The following is a 19,576-nucleotide window of genomic DNA, read 5'->3' on the forward strand; positions in this document are numbered from 1 at the left end:
TGCGTAGTGCGGTTTTACTCATGCCAATTCCTCAGTGCGGGCGACACGCCGAAATTTGCGTGACTTATGTCTGCGATGTATATTATACAGAGTTTGCAGGGCAGACTTTGGGGCTATGGCGCAGCTGGTAGCGCATCTCCATGGCATGGAGAGGGTCAGGGGTTCGAATCCCCTTAGCTCCACGATTATCGAAGGCCACTCCGTAAGGGGTGGTCCTTTTTGTTGAAACGACGCTGTTTCGCGGACGTGCTTGCCGAACCTCAAAAACGGTTCAAGGTGATAGAAACCGGTTATAAGGTGGTAAAGAAACAGGACTTCCACGACGACGCGGAGAACCTTCGGCAAGATCGTATACAAGCCGAACAGACGGACGCATGAACGACCTGTGTCGGCAGGGGTGTCGGCGACGGACGGTAGAGCCGACATGGGCTTATTGTTAATTTTCATTCATAGATGCTTTGTCTTGTCTTATGAGTGCTTCTAATTTATAATTCTCATAAAATATAAATGACTTTTTGAAAGCAGTGACCGTTATGAGCATGGAATACAGGACTTTGGCGCGGCTGTTCCACGCCGACAGGAGCATGGACTCCTACGCCAACCACGACCGGCTCGTCAGACAACGCCTCGAAGCGGACTCCACATTCACAACCGGAATCGGCACACCCTTGGGCGAACTGTTCATCGCCACGCCGCGCTGCGTGTGCATGCTCACACAGAAGGTGCTCCTCGCCGAACGCCGGGTATCGGCCATGTGGCGGAGCATCCCAGGAGTCATGCGGTGGAACTATATCTACCACGCCATATCCGAGGAATTGCTCGCCACCAACGAGATGGAGGGGGTCAGGTCGACGCGGAAGGAGACGGAAGCCGCCGTGGCCGCAGCCCGGCAGGCCAGGACCGAGGGCGACATGGAGAAGGCCAGGTTCGGCGAGTTCGCGAAACTGTATCTCAACCTCACCAATCGCGACGTTGAACTGCCCAAGACTCTCGAGGACATCAGGGACATCTACGACAAGATAGCCCTCGACGAGATCGACGACAAGAACAGGCCCGACGGGGAGCTGTTCAGGAAAGGCGATGTCGAGGTCCAAGGACCGCACGGCACCGTCATCCACAGCGGCGTCAGCAGCGAGGCGCGGATATCAGCGCTGCTCGCACAGATGATGGACCTCGCCCGGTCGGATACCATACCGTTCCTGCAGCGGGCGATAGCCAGCCACTTCCTGTTCGAATACATCCACCCGTTCTACGACGGCAACGGCAGGACAGGCAGGTATCTGCTCGCGCTCTACCTCAGCAACGATCTCACTCTGCCCACCGTGCTGTCCCTCTCCAGGACGATCGCGGAGAACAAGAACGAATACTACAAGGCGTTCACTGAGGCCGAGGACAAACTCAACAGCGGGGAACTCACGTTCTTCGTATACACCATCCTCGGACTCATCGAACGGGCGCAGGAATCCCTGATCGAGGAGCTCGGCGTCAAAATCGACCAGCTCGACAAGGCGACCGTCCTGCGTGACGAGCTACGGAGGGAACATGCACTGTCCACGAACGCGACCCTGCTTCTCTACGCAGTCATGCAGGAGGAGCTGTTCGACACCACCAAGTCCATGACGCTCGAAGATGCAGGCGGCGACCTCATGCTGACGAAACAGACGATCCGCAAATACGTGGATGAGCTGGCGGGCGCGAGCCTCATCGAGTTCACAGGAAGACGCCCTCTCAGATTCAGGGCCTCCGGGGCGTTGCGTACGCGCATACAAGCAAAGCGAGAATGGGGGATGGAATAAAATGCCTTTGTGCTTTCTCTGGCAGATACTGTCTGACATATCTAAGCCAGCAAACAAGAATTGCCACATCGCAAAAAGCCCAGGCTAAATCGGAAATGTCTGAATCTGCATAAATTCTTTTGAGGGAAAAACCCATCAATGGAATAAAGGAATTCACACACAATATCTAAACCAAGTGCGGATATCGGCATGCTGCAGGCTTTGTCTTTGAACCCATTGCGAATCAACTCGACGTGCATATCGTCCAGCAGATACCGCTGATGCCAACCCAAAATCAATCCTTTCTTTTCCATGATTGATTGGATAGCGGATGATCGTGGTCTGACGCCTCAGCAAAGTGCGAAACAGGTGTTATCTCTCCTAAATTCGGTTTCAGATGGAGCGCGTATGTGATGTTATTCACGTTGGGCGAACATGCGTTGTGGGGTTTCTTGTCGTAGTCTGAAAGTATGCCCGCATTCCATGGGCATATAGACGAAAGGACGGCATCATGGCAGATCTCACCGATGAGATGAAGGGATTCCTCAACAGCAACCTCGCATGGGTGGCCACCATCAGCAAAGAAGGCCAGGTCGATCTCGGTCCGAAGATGAGCATGTTCATCATCGACAACAACCATATCGGCTACCACGAGCGCACCGCGGGCCAGACATACCGTAACCTGCTTGACGGCAGTGATCTGGTCGTCGCGGTCGCCAACCTCGAACAGAAGAAGGGATACCGTTTCCGCGGCAACGTCGTGCTGCATTCCGATGACGCCATCTATGACGAACAGGTCAAAGTCGCCGAAGAACGCGGCACGAAAAAGCCGATGACCATTCCGGTTTTGGAGATCACGGAAATTCAGGATCTCACTCCGGGCGCTACGGCAGGCAAAACCATCGTCAAGGACTGATCGGTTCCATACTGAACCAGTCGAAACGACAATATCGGAGAACCGCAGACGGGACTGTATGTCCGGTCTGCGGTTCTCCGATATCGGAACGGAAGATCGCGAATCTGCAGCATATCGTTCGCGGCGGTTCGACCATGGATTCCTATACGGCAGTTGCATGCATGGGTTGTGGATAAGTGTGGATAAGTGTTCGCTCATCCACTTATCCACAGATTTTCTTAAAGAGGTGGCGGGCGAATATTGGTTTCTGCCATGCTGGTCTGCACGCATAAGCGAAGACGCCTATGCGACAACCAACAACCAAAGAAGGTGAACCATGACACAACACACCATACGCCGCCGATGGACCTCCATGCTTGCGCTGGGCATGATCGCGGCTCTTACCATGCCGGGCACGGCCCAAGCCACGCCGCAACTCGGCGATTTAGGCGTCAAGCAGTCCATGAGCGTGAAGGCAAGCAACGGGGAAAGCCTCGAAGGCAAGGACCTCCGCGCCATCCAGCTTGCCACATATACCGCCGCAAGCGTGGACGGCAACACGATCGTCGGCTACGATCTGACCACGAACACGGCATTGGCATCCGACATCACCGCGGCAGCCAAAGCGGCCGGAGCCACCGATACGAACCTTACCGTCAACGGCAAAAACGATCCGATGGTGTGGGTGGTGAAGAACCTGACCGACTCGCGCAGCGATCCATGGAGCGGAAAGCTACGCAACTTCTGCAACAGCCTCGCCAAACAAACCAACTTCGCCAAGCAGGATGGAACGGCGGTTTCCACACTCAGCCAAGACAAAGCCACCATGTCGACCGGCAACGTACTCGTACCGGGAATCTACGCCATCGTGGACCGTACACCGGCGACAACCACACTAAGCAGCGGCACCGCCATCAAAACAACCGCGTCCATCATGATGATGAACGGCACCGCGGTCAACGGCGTCAACCAACTACGTACGGCCGGCGGCACGACCCTGACCCTCGGGCAAGTGATCTACAAGGTATCCAACGTGGAATCGCCAGACAAAAAAGTCAACGTCGGCAGTGCCTGGAAAGACAGCGCATCCGAAGCGATAGGCAAGGACCTGACCTACCGTGTGACGCAGAAAATCCCCAACTGGACAGGCTACGAGCACTACTATCTTGCGTTGAACGATACGCTTGGCGCGGGTCTCGACTATGGTTCGCTCACCTCGATCACCGTCGGCGGCAAAGCATTGGCGAGCACGTTCTACAAGGAAAACGTCAACGGCAAAACCATCAGCTGGCTGTTCGGCGTCAACGGAGACATTCTCGCCTCGGACGCATCAAAGGCGGCCCTGCCGGTCGGCGCGACGATCACAGTCACCTACAAGGCCAGACTCAACGGCAATGCGGTCATCGGAAGCCCCTGCAACGTCAACTCCATCGACTTGGAATACTCCCACAATCCCAACGCATGGCAGGGCCACAACAACCAGCCCGGCAACGAGGTTAAAGTCTGCACCGGTGAAATCGCATTACGCAAGGTCGACGCCAAAAGCCAAAAGCTCACCGGCGCGAAATTCGCCATCGCCCAAGGCGCCAGCGACAAAACGCCTTTGAAACTCGTGGCCCTCGGCAACGGCACCTACCGCCTCGCCACCAGCGGCGATACCACCACAACCACCACATTCGAAGCCGGCGAAACCAAAATCCAAGGACTCAAAGGCGAATACACCATCACCGAAACACAAGCGCCCCAGGACTACTCGTCGCTCATGCTGCCCAGCGCAGTCGTCACCGTCAACGTTGACGACACCAACATGACGTGGAGCCTCGACGTCAAATCCGACCCCAACAACCTCATCAAAAAAGGCGACAGCCACACCGTGGTCGTCACCAACATCCGTACCATCACCGAAATACCGTTGACTGGTGCGGCAGGCCTCACCATGCTCTTCAGCATCGCGGCACTCCTCTTCATAGGAGGCATCGTCATGCTGCGCATGTGCCGATCAAGCAACGACTAGCCAACATCCGACAATAGGCAACACATGGCGATTCCCCCGCATAGCAAACCACGGCACAAAAAAGCGCCCAACAAACGCAGCATCATCCGATGGTGCGTGGGAACCGCCATGCTCACCGCAACGGCACTCATCATCAGCATCCCCCTGATCATGCGCGCCGAAGACAACATCCAACAAGCAGCCAACGTCAAAGCGTACGCAGCCACCATCACCAACACCGCAAACAAGGCAATCCAAGAAAGCAAACGGCAGGCGAAACTCTACAACGCGCGCCTCGCAAACCAAACCAGCAACCAAACAGACGGCGAACCCGCAACGCAAAATCCCGACGAATACAATCGGCAACTCGTCATCCCACCCAGCGACGTCATGGCAACCATCAACTACCCGAAACTCGGCATCAGCCTACCCATACGCCACGGAACAAGCGAACAGACGCTCGCCATCGGCGCAGGGCATTGGGAAGGCACATCCCTGCCAATCGGGGGAGCGGGAACCCATACCGTCATCACCGCACACCGGGGCCTCGCCGACAAACTCATGTTCACCAAACTCGACCAAGCCCGAGAAGGTGACGAATTCACCATCACCACCCTCGGCGAAACCCTCACCTATCAAGTGCAAACAATCCGCACCATCACCCCCGACGATTTCACCTGGATAAACAAACACGACGCCAGCGCCGATCAGGCCACCCTTATGACCTGCACCCCATACGGCATCAACACCCACCGGCTTCTCATCACAGGAACGCGCGTCCCCAACCACGACGAATGCCCGCCAGAAACAGGATGCCTCACCGACGGAACCCTCTCCACCACGGCATTCGCGCTCACAGCCATCTGGGCGACCCTCACCACACTCGCACGGCATAGCTACAATGAAATGCATGATCGACGAAGTACTCTTCCTGCGCCACGGACGCACCGCATACAATCTCGCAAGACGACTGCAAGGCCAAATCGACATTCCCCTCGACATCGTCGGCAGGTGGCAGGCCGACCAAAGCGCTTATGAACTCGCCAAAACATACTATTGGGCGAAAGTCGCGCACATCGCCGACCATAATGATGAACTCGCCCAACCCGCGTACGAGGGCGCGTATCTCGCCGATCTTAACGAAATCAACGAGGCACCGGCCGCGAGCCGACGCATGGTCGTCGTATCATCCGACCTTTTCCGCGCCCAACAGACCGCTCACGCCATCGCCGACCTTCTCGGACTTGACGTAGCCCTCGACCCACGCCTGCGCGAACGCAGCTTCGGCGAATGGGAAGGCATGACCCGCGAGGAAATCCTCGAACAGTACGCCGACGACTACCATTCATGGCGTGCCCACACCGGAGGCGAAACCAAGCATGGCGTCGAAAGCCGCAGGCATACCGGCCAGCGTGGCTCCCAAGCCATACGAAGCATCATCGCCGAACATGCCGATGATCCGACGGCCACCACGCTGCTCGCAGTCGGCCATGGATCGTGGATCGTGGCCACCGTCGCCGTGCTGCTCGACATGGATCCGGACGACCTCAACAATCTCGGAGCCATGCGCAACGCCTTCTGGACGAGCATGAGCGTCAACACAGGCGGTTCCAACGGTCCTGCGGATCCCGACACATGGCAGTGGAAGCTCGACGCCTTCAACCAAGGTCCCGCCATCGCCGCGCTTACCGATTGGGAGAATGGGCCGAAGGAATTGCGAGGCCCCAACATGCCATTGTGGAAGCCCATCGTGCAGTGATCCGCAGTAACCGCAACGATCTGCAGTGACTGTCGCCTGCCGCGGACGCATGCGTCGAACATGAATTCTCGATGAAATCTCAGGCACGCGGCCGGCCAACTCTCAAGGTGGGACTATCCTAAATAAGGTTGTTTGCCCGAATGTTCCAGATCGATCGCAAGAGACCGATCGCCGGAGATGTTGGATTCGGGCTGCCGTACAGCGATAGAACGTCGGAAAGCGCGAAAGGCGGGTGAGAGACATGTTGAGAATGTTCAGAACGATTAACGGCCAGGTGGAGCAGATCCAAAAACCCGAAAACGGATCTTGGTTATGCCTTTCGGATCCGACGGATGTGGAACTCGCCAACGTTTCCATGGAAACCGGCGTTGATCTCGCCGACCTGCGCGCCCCGCTTGATGACGAAGAACGCTCCCGCGTGGACGTGGAAGACGATTACACGATGATCATCGTCGACATTCCAACCGTCGAAGAGCGCGGCGGGCGAGACTGGTACGAGACCATCCCGTTGTCGATCATCATCACGCAGTCGGCCATCATCACCGTCTGCATGCAGGACACTCCGGTGTTGCACCCGTTCATGGAAGGTACGATCCGCGGTTTCAACACGTATATGAAAACGCGTTTCATCCTGCAGATCCTGTACCGCAACGCCACCATGTATCTGCGGTATCTGCGTATCATCGACCGCGAAAGCGACAAGCTCGAACTCAAACTGCGCCATTCCATGCAGAATCGTGAGATTCTCATGCTGCTCGAACTGAGCAAAACGTTGGTCTACTTCACCACGTCGCTCAAATCGAACGAAATCGTGATGGAAAAGCTGACCACGCTGCCGCGCATCAAGCAGTATCCGGAAGACGAGGATCTGCTCGACGACGTCATCACCGAAAACAAGCAGGCAATCGAGATGGCCAACATCTACAGCGGCGTTCTTGCCAACATGACCGACGCGTTCGCGTCGATCGTGTCGAACAATCTGAACAACGTGATGCGCATCTTCACGATCATCTCCATCACGCTGTCGATTCCGACATTGATCTTCTCAATGTACGGCATGAACTTCCAGGAGGGCATGCTAGGCATGCCGTTGACGGACAAGCCGTGGGGCTTCGCCGTGATCATCGGAATCTCGCTGGTCGTTTCGGCCATTGTCACCTGGTTCCTGACGCGTTCGCGCATGTTCAAGTAGAATCGCGTAGAATCGCGCGTATGCTACGTCTGTCACGTCTGTCACGAAATATCGCGGCGCTGGTATGCGCCGCTTCGACCGTATTGTGCACGAGCGCGTGCGGCACTTCCATTTCCGTAGTGACCAATGGTCTCGCGCAGGGGCCGACCATTGCGATTGGCGTGGCCGCGGACCAGCCTGGTTTGGGTTTTCTGCATGGGGGAGAGTATTCGGGTTTCGATATTTCCGTGGCGCAATATGTGGCGAACACGCTGGGATTCGCGAAAAAACAGATCGTGTTCAAACAGGTGCTGCCGTCGACGCGCGTTTCGTCACTTGAAGACGGCACCGTGGACATGGTGGTCGATGCTTTCGCCGCTGATGACGTTCAGGATGGTGAGGTTGAGCTTGCAGGACCGTATCTGACTGTGCATGCGGCATTGTTGGTACGTTCCGACAGTGCGGGAACCATCACCGGAACCGATGATCTTGCCGGAAGGACGGTATGCGTGGCCAAAGGAGGAGTACCCTCCTACAGCGTGCGAAATCTTGCGGAAGATGTGACCGTGAGCGAACGCGACACGTATCCGCAATGCGAAACGGCATTGATGATCGGGCAGGCGGACGCCATCGCGGCAGATGACGCCATAGCGGCGGGCCTCGCATCCAACAGGGGAGGCGGATATCTCAAGGTCGTAGGCGAAACGTTCGGCGAACGTTCGTACGCGATCGCGGTCAAATCCGGCCAATCCACGCTGGCCAAACAGATCGACGCCGCATTGCAGTCCATGATGGACGACGGCTCGTGGAAGCAGGCCATAGACAAGATGAAACAGTCGATCGGCTACGTTCCCGACATGTCGCTCAACCCTCCCGCGATAACGCTCTCGGCAGCGTCGGAAGGCTGACGGCCCCCGCCTTGCGTGACGCTTTGCAAAACGCTTCTTGCATAATGATTGACGCCTTGCGAAGTGTCCAGTTGCGCGGCTAGTTTCATGCATTATGAGTGACATTGAGAAAAGCGCGCAGACGCAGTCGAACGAACCAGCCGAACCGTCGTTCCGTTACAACGCGGATTTGGCTCAGGGCATTGAGGAAAAATGGCAGAAGATTTGGGATGACGAAGGCACCTTCTGGGCCGCCAACGTCAATGGCGATCTGAAGGACGGCAAGGGTCGCAACGCCGAAGGACGCCCGTCGTACTTCGCCATGGATATGTTCCCGTACCCGTCGGGCAAGGGCCTGCATGTGGGCCATCCGCTCGGCTACCTCGCCACCGATGTGGTCAGCCGCTACCACCGCATGAAGGGCGAGAACGTGTTGCACGCCATGGGCTACGACGCCTTCGGTCTGCCGGCTGAGCAATATGCAGTCCAGACCGGCCAGCATCCGCGCATCACCACCGAGCAGAACATCGCCAACATGCGCCGCCAGCTGCATCGTATGGGCCTGAGCTTCGACAACCGCCGCTCCTTCGCCACCATTGACCCGGGCTATGTGCGTTGGACCCAGTGGATCTTCTCCCGCATCTACGATTCCTGGTACGACGAGGATGCCACCAACCCGTCTGGCTCCAAGGGCTGCGCACGCCCGATCAGCACGCTGGTGGAGCAGTTCGAATCCGGCGAGCGTGAGATTCCGGGATTCGCAGGCAAGCAGTGGAATGATCTGACCGAAGCCGAGCAGGCCGACGTGCTCAACGACTTCCGCCTGGCATACATCTCCAAGTCTCCGGTGAACTGGTGCCCGGGCCTGGGCACGGTGCTCGCCAACGAGGAGGTCACCGCCGAAGGCAAGTCCGAACGCGGTAACTTCCCGGTGTTCCAGCGTGAGCTGCGCCAGTGGTCCATGCGCATCACCGCATACGGCCACCGTCTGATCGAAGATCTTGACGGCATCGACTGGCCGGAAAAGGTCAAGCTCATGCAGCGCAACTGGATCGGCGAATCCCACGGCGCTTCCGTGCATTTCGACGTCGAAACCCCGAACGGCGTCAAGGACATGGAGATCTACACCACCCGTCCCGATACCCTGTTCGGCACCACGTTCGCCGTGGTCTCCCCGGAGCATCATCTGCTCGAGGATGTTCCCGCCGAATGGCCGTCCGAGACTCCGGAAGACTGGAAGGGCGGCTACGCCACTCCGGTCGAGGCTGTGAAGGCCTACCGTATGGCCGCGGAATCCAAGACCGCCAAGGACCGTGTGGACGAGGCGGGCGAGAAGACCGGCCTGTTCACCGGCCTGTACGCCATCAACCCGATCACCGGAGCCAAGCTGCCGCTGTTCACCGCAGACTATGTGCTTATGGATTACGGCACCGGCGCCATCATGGCCGTGCCGGGTGGCGACCAGCGTGATTACGATTTCGCGGTCAAGTTCGGTCTGCCGGTCACCTACACCGTGCAGCCGCTGCCGGAATCCGGCGACGATCTGGCCAACTATGAGGGCAAGGCTCCGTTCGTCTCCCACGACGGCATCGTCATCAACTCCGCTGTGGACGCCACCCGTGCCAAGGGCGACGCGTTGAGCCTCAATGGACTGCGCGTGGACGAAGCCATCGACAAGGTGAACGCATGGCTGGAAGAGGCTGGTGTCGGCAAGGGCACGGTCAGCTACCGTCTGCGCGACTGGCTGTTCAGCCGCCAGCGTTACTGGGGCGAGCCGTTCCCGATCGTCTACGGCGAAGATGGCACCCCGCATCTGTTGCCGGACGACCAGCTGCCGATCAACCTGCCGGACGTGCCGGACTACAGCCCGAAGACTTTCGATCCGGAAGACGCCGAATCCAATCCTGAAGCGCCGCTGAGCCGCAACGAGGATTGGGTGAAGGTCGAACTCGACTTGGGCGACGGCAAGAAGACCTACTACCGCGACACCAACACCATGCCGAACTGGGCCGGATCCTGCTGGTACTACATGCGCTACCTCGACCCGACCGACACCGAACACATGGTGGAGAAGAGCGAGTTCGACTACTGGATGGGCCCGAACCACAACGAGACCACTGGCAAGTCCGGCGGCGTGGACCTGTACATCGGTGGCGTGGAGCACGCCGTGCTGCACTTGCTGTACTCCCGCTTCTGGCACAAGGTGCTCTTCGACCTCGGCTTCGTGGATTCCGCGGAACCGTTCCACAAGCTGTTCAACCAGGGCATGATCCAGGCATACGCCTACACCGACGACCGTGGCCAGTACGTGCCGGCCGCCGAAGTGGTGGAAGGCCCGGCCGACGCCAACGGAGAGCCGACCTTCACCTGGAACGGAGAGCACGCCAACCGCGAGTTTGGCAAGATGGGCAAGAGCCTGAAGAACATCATCACGCCGGACGACATGTATGCGAACTACGGCGCGGACACCTTCCGCCTGTATGAGATGGGCATGGGCCCGCTGGCCGAATCCCGTCCGTGGAACACGCGCAACGTGGTCGGATCCATGCGCTTCCTGCAGCGCCTGTGGCGCAACGTCGTCGACGAGAACACCGGCGAAGTGCGCGTCACCGATGGTAAGCTCGACACGAAGACGCTGAAGCTGCTGAACAACACGATCGCCGACGTGACCGTGGAAATGGAAGCGATGCGTCCTAACACGGCCATCGCCAAGCTCATCGTGCTCAACAACCATCTGACCAGCCTCAACGAAGTGCCGCGCGCGGCCGTCGAACCGTTGATTCTGATGCTTTCCCCGATCGCTCCGCACATCTGCGAGGAACTGTGGAACAAGCTCGGACACGGCGAATCGTTGGCCCACGCCGAATGGCCGAAGGCCGACGAACGCTATGTCGGCCAGGACGCCGTCACCGCGGTCGTGCAGATCAAGGGCAAGGTGCGCGCCAAGCTCGAGGTCTCGCCCGACATCGATCCTAAGGAACTTAAGAAGATGGCGTTGGAAGCCGTCGCCGATCGTCTGGGCGGCAAGGAACCGCGCAAGGTCATCGTCAAGGCTCCGAAGATCGTGTCCATCGTTCCTGCGGAATGATATTTCGAAAAACGGATCCAACGGCTTCTGGCGAGACCTTTGACGAGGCTTCCAACAGGGTGGGAACCGTTTCCGCATAAGGCGACACGCCGAACATGTGGATAACTCCCATCCTTCGACCACAGGGGCCGTTTCGACTGGACAACATGCCCATGCATCCTCCACTTTGGATGCATGGGCATTATCGTTACCCCGCCGGGCAGGCGCAACAGGCAAGCCGAAACCGCATCGCAGTCCGCGCAACGGCTGCGCGGACTTGGCATGCCCGAAACACGTGGAAAGAACGCGCGCGGGCAGAACGTTCGCAACGAACATGCTGTTCCCGCGATATCCGAAACAACCTCAATATCCGAGATTTCCGCAGCGGCTGAAACGTCCACTGCAATCGCGACAACTGAACAATCGCCTGAACCCGCAAAACCCACATTGCGGGATCTGGCCGGCGTCAAGCCTTCCGACAAACCGACTGAACAGGACCGGCCCAAACGCGACCGTCCACGACTCGTCTTCCAACCAATCCACGCGGTCATCGCCATACTCACCCTGTCGTGCGCGCTCTGCGCAAGCCTGACCATGCTCATCCAACAGGCCGTCCACTACAGTGCGCTCCAACAATCGCAGATCACCCAATCCGAACAATCGAAGGCGAACGGAACCGAGAAAGACAAGACGGCGTCCACGCAAACAACACCAAGCCAGCAGCCATCCACGGAACCCGACAGCCAGAGCGAACCAACATCCGGACCAGCGGAGCCCGCCGATCCGGCTGACGGTCTGCTGAACATCAACACCGCAGGATCCGACGAACTGCAGACCTTGAAAGGCGTCGGCCCCGTGACCGCGCAACGCATCATCGACTATCGCAATCAGATCGGCCGTTTCGACAATGTCGACCAACTGTTGGAAGTCAAAGGCATCGGCGAGAAAACGCTGGCGAAATTCCGAGACCAAGTGTGCGCACGATGAGAGGAAACACGTTCGAATGGCGGGATGGGGAGCAGGGGAGCAGGGATTGGCGTCTGCTGCCGGCCGCCCTATGCGGGTGGGCGGCGAGCTTGGCCACGCATATGGGATTCGACTATTGCGTCGAACGGGATGGTCGGTTCGGCATGCTGCCGCTCGTTGTGACATTGGCGGTACCGTTGCTGGCATTATTGGGATTATTGGGATTGCCGTTCCTGCGATCGCCTATGCTGCGAGTGCCGGTTGGCGTGCGGCGGGCGGTCTCGGCATGGCATTTCAGCATTATCGTATGCGTGGTCGCGGCGATGGCATGCGCGTCTTCCGCGTTGACCTACGACGTATTGCAATGGAGGGATGCGGCCTCGTACGCGGCCAGAAACGGCGAAAGCGACGTTGTCACGCTGGTACGTACGACATCTCCCGCAGTGAATTCGAACAGACGTGCAAACGATTGCCAGATTGATGCGACGATCTCAACGATCACGGCAAGCCAGGTCACGCAGCCAAGCATGATGCGGGTGCGCGTCTATGCGGACCGGCCGGACTGCGGCACGCTCAAACAAGGCGGCGAATACCGGATGCGGGGCACGCTCGCCATATCGCAATACGGTGCCATGCCGCTATGGCTGACGGACATCGCCTCCGTGGAACGCATACGGGGACCGAACCTCGCATTGCGCACGATCGGCATGATGCAGCAGGCGTTCCTCGAACAGACGTCACGGCTTTCCGACCAAGGGAAAGTGCTCGTTCCCGGCCTGACCTTAGGTATTCTTGGGCAGGATTACGTTCCTCCAGATAGTGGCAATGGCCAGACGGGCACGGGTATTGATTCCACATACGCCAATCTGCTTGAAAACGCCTTCCAACGTTCGGGCATACTGCATCTGATGGCGGTCAGCGGCGGGCATCTTGCGGTCGTCGCCACCCTGGTGCGCGCCGTCTGCTCGTTCCTGCTGCTGCCCAAACGCGTCACGGCCATCGCCATCGGCGCGTCGTACATCATGCTGGCGATGTGCGTGTTCCCATCCGATTCGGTGTCGCGCGCCCTGCTCATGGGTTTGGCGGGAGCGGGCTTCCTGTTCCTCGGCCGAAGAACGCAAGCCCTGTCAACCCTCAGCTGGACCACGTTGGGCATGCTCATGGTCAATCCGCACATGTCACGCAGTTTCGGATTCGCATTGTCATGCGCCGCCGTACTTGGCATCGTACTGTTCGCAGGACCGTTAGGCGCATGGCTCACACCGATCATGCCGGCATTCATCGCGCAAACCATGGCCATGACCATCGCCGCGCAACTCTTCACCCTGCCGATCCAAGTGCTTATCGAACCAGAACTGCCGGTCTACTCCATTCCAGCCAATCTGGTCGTCGCACCCTTCGTGGGATTCTCCACACTTGCCGGACTCGCCAGTCTCGCCATCTCATGGATACTGCCAAGCCTCGGGTTCATATTCGCCAGCCTCGCCTCATGGGGCACCGCCATCATGGAATTCATGGCCCTCAACCTCGGATCAGGAGACCACGCCACCATTCCATGGACCGGAGACGCAGGCGGCGCGCTACTGATCATCCTCGTCGAAATCATCGGATACACGACCGCACGATTCGCCGGAACACTCTTCGCCCGCATCACCACAACGGAACCAAACCTGCCGGGCCGACGCCTCATACACAATCCGATCGAACGGGCGAAAGCATGGGGCGAACGAACCTACAACGCGCTCAAAACCATGAAATGGAACGAATGAATCTTGTCCACCGATACAGCGAGATTGAATACTATGCCGAAACCATCCGCAACAACGCCCTTCCACCTCATCTACGGAGGCGACCCGTACCTCAACGAGCAGACCGTACGCGACCTGCGCCACCAAGCGCAACGCAAACACCCCGACGCGGAAACCATCGAACTCGACGCAACCAACGCCGATCATTACGCCTTCGACGAAGCGGTAAGCCCATCACTGCTCTCCGAACGATCAATCGTCATCGTATCCAACCTGCAAAACGCCGACGACAAACTCGGCGAAACCATGGTCGCCTACTGCAAGCAAGCCGTCAACAATCCAGCCGAAGCCAGCATCGTCATCTGCCAACACGAAGGCGGCATCAAAGGCAAACGACTCATCGACCAACTCACCAAAGCCGGAGCCGTCAAAGAAACCGTAGCCGACCTCAAAAAAGCCGAAGCGAAACTCAACTTCACCATACAATGCTTCGAACGACGCAACCGACGCATCGAACCCATGGCCGCACAACAACTCGTGGCCGTACTCGGCGACAAAACCGGCGAACTCGCAGCCATGGCAAGACAACTCTGCTTCGACTTCGACGACAATCCCATAACATTGGAACGCGTCAACCAATACCTCACAGCAAATCCCCAAATAGACGGCTTCCGTGTCGCCGACCTCGCACTCTCCGGACGTGCCGCCGACGCCATCATCGCCATGCGCGCCTCAATAGAACAAGGCACCGCGCCAATCGCACTCATCGGAGCGCTCGCCATGAAACTACGCACCATGGCCAAAGCCTCAGCCGTACGCTCCGGCACCATCAGCGAAGCGGAAGCGAAAACCAATTCATGGGTGCTGAAAAACGCCACCAGACAGCTCTCCGGATGGACCTCCGACGGCATGAGACGATGCATCCAAATGCTCGCATGGGCCGACGAACAAAGCAAAACTAACGGATCGGACCCTGTCTACGCGCTAGAACGATCCATCGAACTGATCAGCAGCAAAGGACGAACCAACTAACATGAGCGAGGCAACCATTACTGACGCCAACGAAAACACCAGCGAAGGCACTGCCAAAACCGTCACCGTCGAAGCGACAACCGGCGAAGCCATGCGCGAACTCGGCAAACAAGTCGCACACCTCACCCACGGCGGAGACGTCATACTCCTCTCAGGGCCACTCGGCGCAGGAAAAACCACCTTCGCACAAGGCTTCGGCGCAGGACTCAACATCAGCGAACCCATCGTCTCGCCAACCTTCACCATCGCACGCGAACTCAAAGGCCAATTCCCCAGCGGTAACTCCGCCCACCTCATACACGTCGACGCCTACCGACTCGGCGGCAACGCCTACGCCCCAGGCCAAAATGCCATCGAACGACTACTCGATGAACTCGAATCCCTCGGACTCGACGAAGAACTCGAAGACCCCAGCGACAACACCATCATCCTCATGGAATGGGGAGAACAGATGGCAGCCGCGCTCGCACCGGAACGCCTCGAAATCCACATCGACCGGCCACTCAACACCGTTAGCACAGACGAAACAAGCAGAGCCGACAACGAACTCACCAGCAACGGCACCCGCACCGTAACCTTCATTCCCGTCGGCGCATCCTGGCAAACCTTCGACATCACACGCAACAACCGCTAAAACACCAGCAGCAAGCACGATTCCAGCATCGGTTGTACAGTAGTTCCCAGCTTGGCATAAGGAGTTTCCACAAAATGCAGACACTGGTGATCGACACCTCATACGGCTCAACCGTCGGCATGGTCGGACACGACCCCATCGTCGAAACCGACTCACGCACCCACGTCGAAAAACTACAGGTGAACATCGCCACAACCGTGGAACAAGCCGGCCTCAAACCGGAAAACATCGACCGCATCATCGTAGGCATCGGACCTGCACCCTTCACCGGACTACGCGCAGGAATCGTTGCAGCCAAAGCGCTCGCCTTCGCCACCGGTGCACAGCTTATCGGGCAGAATGTGCTTTCCCCGCAGGTGCTTGTGCGCAACGCGGAGCATGACGGCCGCCATCATCTGACGCTCGCCGTGAACGATGCGCGACGCAAGCAGCTGTATTTCACATTGTTGGATGGCAGCGGCTATGAGGCCGGTGGCAGCGCAGGCGAAGACCATGACGCAAACGTTGAAGACGGCTGTGTGGAAACCCTGATCGACATGGATATCGACTATCCCGAATCGATTGCGAACCGTGTCAACGAGGTGCTGGAACGGCTTCGCCAGGCCGATCCGAACGTGGAATATGTGGTCGACGTCGTCGGCCATGGAGCGGCGAAATACGCGCAATCGTGGGCAAGCCTTCCCGAAGGCGGCGAAGTGCGCGATCAGGCGCTGCTCGACGAGGGCGCGTCCGGATTGGAACGATTCGCGGCCTTCGCCACTTCGCAACAGTCTTTGGTGAATCCGGAGCCGGTCGAACCGTTGTATTTGCGCAGGCCGGACGTGTCGGTGCCGAACCCGTTGAAGCATGTACTCAACCATGCCGGCGCGGAACGCACGGAGTGACGATACGGCATGATCGTTGACCATACAAGCATCGATGAACAGATCGCAGTGCCGCAGATGGCCGCTTTGGAAGCGGACCTGTTCGGCAGGGGAGCGTGGAGCGAACAGTCGATTCGCCAGGAATTCCAAGCGCCAGCACGCACGTATCTGTTCGATATTGATGATGACGGCAAGACCGCGGATTGCGGGATTGCGGGTTGCGTTGCCGTGGATGAGCCGGTTGCTGGATCGGTTGCAGGCGATTCTGCTAGACAACAGCCCGTTGTGCGCGGCTATGCCGGTTTCTGGTATGACGGCGACGATGCGGAAATCATGACGATCGGCGTCGGCAGACGGTTCCAACGGCAGGGAATCGCGGCTTCGTTGATGGAGGCGTTGATTGCGCGGGCACGTGAGCAGGGGGCCAAACGCATGTTGCTTGAAGTGCGAGTCGACAATACTCCTGCCTTGGCATTGTATGAACGGTTCGGTTTTGCCAGAATGGGCTTGCGCAAACGCTACTACCAGCCCGAAGGCATCGACGCATACACCATGAGCCTTGATCTTGAGCCGAGGATCGTCGGCTTCGCAGCAGCGGAACAATAAAACAGAACAACCAAACGGAACAGCAAGCAAAGCAGCAAACGGAGCAGCAATGAGCGAACCAATCGTACTCGGCATCGAATCCACCTGCGATGAGACCGCGGCCTCGGTAGTGCAGGGGCGCACCCTGATTTCCAACGTCGTCGCATCCTCCATGGATGAGCACGCGCGTTACGGGGGTGTGATTCCAGAAATTGCGTCACGCGCCCACGCCGAAGCGTTCGTGCCATGCGTTTCCAAGGCGTTGGCCGATGCGAACATGACGTTGTCTGACGTCGACGCGATCGCCGTGTCCGCGGGTCCTGGACTTGCTGGCTGCCTCGCCGTTGGCGTGTCCGGCGCGAAATCGCTTGCCTGGGCGGCGAATAAGCCGATTTACGGCATCAACCATGTGATCGGGCATATTGCGGTCACGCAGTTGCAGTTCGGCCCGTTCCCCGAAGACACGCTCGCCTTGATCGTGTCCGGCGGACACACGTCCTTGCTGCATGTTGAGGATGTCGCACGTCATATCGACGTGGTCGGCACCACGCTTGATGATGCGGCCGGCGAATGCTTCGACAAGGTCGCTCGCCTGCTCGGTTTCCCCTATCCGGGCGGACCGCATATCGACCGTCATGCGCAGTTGGGCGACCCGCATGCCATCAAAGTGCCGCAGGGACTCACCCAAGGCAAAGCGGGCCAGCAGCATCCGTACGATTTCAGCTTTTCCGGCGTGAAAACGGCCGTCGCGCGTTGGATCGAGGAACAGCAGGCGCAAGGCAATGAGATTCCCGTCGATGACGTGTGCGCGTCGCTGGCGGATTCCGTGGCGACCGTACTCGCCAAGAAGGCGATGCGCGGCTGCGAGCAGTACGATTCGAAGACGTTGATTGTAGGAGGTGGCTTCTCCGCGAATTCGCAGCTTCGTGCCAAGCTGTTGGAAGTCGGGGCCGAGCATGGGGTAGAGGTGCGTGTGCCGCAGCTCAAACTGTGCACCGACAACGGTGCCATGGTGGCCATGCTGGGCGTCAACCTGGTCGAAGCGGGAGTGGCTCCGTCAAACCCGGATTTCGCCATCGATTCGGCCATGCCGTTGACGAAGATCTCCATGTAAGATTAGGCCGAAAGCATCGTATGGAAACGTTTTGCAAGTCGAAACACACATGTGACACGCTGAAGATTTGAAATCCACAAGTTTTGGTGTAATATCTCTGTCTTGTGCACAGCGCATTCCTGCGTAGCTCAGTTGGCAGAGCATCCGACTGTTAATCGGACGGTCGCTGGTTCAAGCCCAGCCGCAGGAGCTCATTGAAGGCCTCGGATTGATTCGAGGCCTTTTTGCTGCCTGAGTATTCTTTCTTCATGCGCTCAAGGAAGTTTCTATCCTCATTGAACTGTGTCGCGTTTGAAAGATCGTCCATAGACACATGCAAATAGTTGGCAATTGCTGCAACTTGTCCATATTTGAAATGCGTGCGGCCTGTCATGAGCTGAGAGACAGCTCCTGATGTGATGTTGAGCACATCCATAAGGGAGTTCTGGGATACTCGATTTGCCTTTAAATACTTGCGGATGTTGTATCGCAGAATTGCCTCTGCTTCATCCTCGTCAAACTGGCTGGCGACGAGTACGGGGTCAACCATTGTCATAATATTCTCCCCTAAATTGCTAAGGATAATAGTCTTAACACGCAGTATAGGGCTTCGTTTGCGCTTAGTCAAGCTAAGTAGTATGGTTCTGCTTAGATAAGCTAAGCAGTTGAAGGAAGCTAATATGTCGAATATGAAGCGATGGCTCAGAGAGCATGGCATATCGTATGCCCAGCTCGCTAAGCAGCTGAATCAATCTCAGCCAAGCATCAGCCAGAAGGTCAACTTGAAGACCTGCTGGCAATTCGACGATTGTCGCCGTCTACGAGATGTTTACGGTCTCTCGTCAGATTTTGTTCAGGACTTGGTTCCCTATGAAGCCAAGTTTGCTGAATCTGTTCGTGATCACGAGGAGGTGTCTGTCTGATAAAGGAAAAGCCCAGTCTCGATTTGGAGCATCGAAACCGGGCGTATGCAACACATCCAATGTCGGACGATCCGGTGTTTGGCGACAGTGAATCGTTCGCATTGCCTTTTAGATTATGGAGGCTGCACAAATGTCTAGTGTAACCGAAGTCGCTGTGCCGACTTCTGATTTTGATGGTAACGCCC

General features: G+C 57.7%; 16 protein-coding genes and 2 tRNA genes. All 18 read left to right on the top strand.

What is annotated here, in order from left to right:
• The first annotated feature begins 109 nt into the window (after positions 1–109).
• Positions 110–182, top strand: a tRNA-Ala gene (locus KSY55_RS03420).
• A 351-nt stretch (positions 183–533) separates the two neighbouring features.
• Positions 534–1,796 carry a Fic family protein gene (locus KSY55_RS03425; protein WP_004221966.1) on the top strand — a complete coding sequence of 421 codons (1,263 nt, stop codon included), beginning with the start codon at positions 534–536 and terminating at the stop codon, positions 1,794–1,796.
• A gap of 490 nt (positions 1,797–2,286) precedes the next feature.
• Positions 2,287–2,691 (top strand): pyridoxamine 5'-phosphate oxidase family protein, encoded by a 405-nt coding sequence (locus tag KSY55_RS03430; RefSeq protein WP_055063388.1) that lies wholly within the window; start codon positions 2,287–2,289, stop codon positions 2,689–2,691.
• A 316-nt stretch (positions 2,692–3,007) separates the two neighbouring features.
• Entirely contained in the window at positions 3,008–4,684 is a 1,677-nt protein-coding gene (locus KSY55_RS03435; protein WP_217749532.1) for an isopeptide-forming domain-containing fimbrial protein, read from the top strand.
• Positions 4,685–4,792: 108 nt separating this feature from the next.
• Positions 4,793–5,701 carry a class C sortase gene (locus KSY55_RS03440; RefSeq protein ID WP_226555617.1) on the top strand — a complete coding sequence of 303 codons (909 nt, stop codon included), beginning with the start codon at positions 4,793–4,795 and terminating at the stop codon, positions 5,699–5,701.
• Positions 5,634–6,422: a histidine phosphatase family protein gene (locus KSY55_RS03445; protein WP_072043554.1), complete on the top strand. Its 789-nt coding sequence runs from the start codon at positions 5,634–5,636 to the stop codon at positions 6,420–6,422. Before KSY55_RS03440 ends, KSY55_RS03445 begins: the two co-directional genes overlap by 68 nt.
• Before the next feature lie 241 nt (positions 6,423–6,663).
• The gene (locus KSY55_RS03450) at positions 6,664–7,614 is read left to right on the top strand and encodes a magnesium transporter CorA family protein (RefSeq protein ID WP_003834895.1); all 951 of its coding nucleotides are present in this window, start codon (positions 6,664–6,666) and stop codon (positions 7,612–7,614) included.
• A 29-nt stretch (positions 7,615–7,643) separates the two neighbouring features.
• On the top strand, positions 7,644–8,501 hold the full coding sequence (locus KSY55_RS03455; protein ID WP_117754707.1) for a transporter substrate-binding domain-containing protein: 858 nt from the start codon (positions 7,644–7,646) through the stop codon (positions 8,499–8,501).
• A gap of 94 nt (positions 8,502–8,595) precedes the next feature.
• Positions 8,596–11,568 carry a leucine--tRNA ligase gene (gene leuS / locus KSY55_RS03460; RefSeq protein ID WP_117754666.1) on the top strand — a complete coding sequence of 991 codons (2,973 nt, stop codon included), beginning with the start codon at positions 8,596–8,598 and terminating at the stop codon, positions 11,566–11,568.
• 174 nt (positions 11,569–11,742) lie between these two features.
• Positions 11,743–12,534 carry a helix-hairpin-helix domain-containing protein gene (locus tag KSY55_RS03465; protein WP_004221989.1) on the top strand — a complete coding sequence of 264 codons (792 nt, stop codon included), beginning with the start codon at positions 11,743–11,745 and terminating at the stop codon, positions 12,532–12,534.
• Positions 12,531–14,282: a ComEC/Rec2 family competence protein gene (locus tag KSY55_RS03470; RefSeq protein WP_217749531.1), complete on the top strand. Its 1,752-nt coding sequence runs from the start codon at positions 12,531–12,533 to the stop codon at positions 14,280–14,282. The genes KSY55_RS03465 and KSY55_RS03470 overlap by 4 nt, the downstream gene beginning before the upstream one ends.
• 33 nt (positions 14,283–14,315) lie before the next feature.
• Positions 14,316–15,293, top strand: a complete 978-nt coding sequence (holA, locus tag KSY55_RS03475) for a DNA polymerase III subunit delta (protein ID WP_217749530.1) — start codon at positions 14,316–14,318, stop codon at positions 15,291–15,293.
• A gap of 91 nt (positions 15,294–15,384) precedes the next feature.
• On the top strand, positions 15,385–15,927 hold the full coding sequence (tsaE, locus tag KSY55_RS03480) for a tRNA (adenosine(37)-N6)-threonylcarbamoyltransferase complex ATPase subunit type 1 TsaE (protein ID WP_095279867.1): 543 nt from the start codon (positions 15,385–15,387) through the stop codon (positions 15,925–15,927).
• 74 nt (positions 15,928–16,001) lie between these two features.
• Positions 16,002–16,811, top strand: coding sequence for a tRNA (adenosine(37)-N6)-threonylcarbamoyltransferase complex dimerization subunit type 1 TsaB (gene tsaB, locus KSY55_RS03485; protein WP_055063393.1), 810 nt, complete (start codon positions 16,002–16,004; stop codon positions 16,809–16,811).
• Between the two features lie 9 nt (positions 16,812–16,820).
• Positions 16,821–17,396 carry a ribosomal protein S18-alanine N-acetyltransferase gene (gene rimI, locus KSY55_RS03490; protein WP_117656594.1) on the top strand — a complete coding sequence of 192 codons (576 nt, stop codon included), beginning with the start codon at positions 16,821–16,823 and terminating at the stop codon, positions 17,394–17,396.
• A gap of 49 nt (positions 17,397–17,445) precedes the next feature.
• A complete protein-coding gene (gene tsaD / locus KSY55_RS03495) occupies positions 17,446–18,489 on the top strand; it encodes a tRNA (adenosine(37)-N6)-threonylcarbamoyltransferase complex transferase subunit TsaD (RefSeq protein WP_117656593.1) in 1,044 nt (347 codons plus the stop codon).
• Between the two features lie 117 nt (positions 18,490–18,606).
• Positions 18,607–18,679, top strand: a tRNA-Asn gene (locus KSY55_RS03500).
• 469 nt (positions 18,680–19,148) lie between these two features.
• Positions 19,149–19,391, top strand: coding sequence for a helix-turn-helix transcriptional regulator (locus tag KSY55_RS03510; RefSeq protein WP_007054321.1), 243 nt, complete (start codon positions 19,149–19,151; stop codon positions 19,389–19,391).
• Positions 19,392–19,576 lie beyond the last annotated feature (185 nt).

The sequence above is a fragment of the Bifidobacterium sp. MSK.13.1 genome (genome assembly GCF_019131435.1).
In the GTDB taxonomy this organism is placed as follows: Bacteria; Actinomycetota; Actinomycetes; order Actinomycetales; family Bifidobacteriaceae; genus Bifidobacterium; species Bifidobacterium pseudocatenulatum.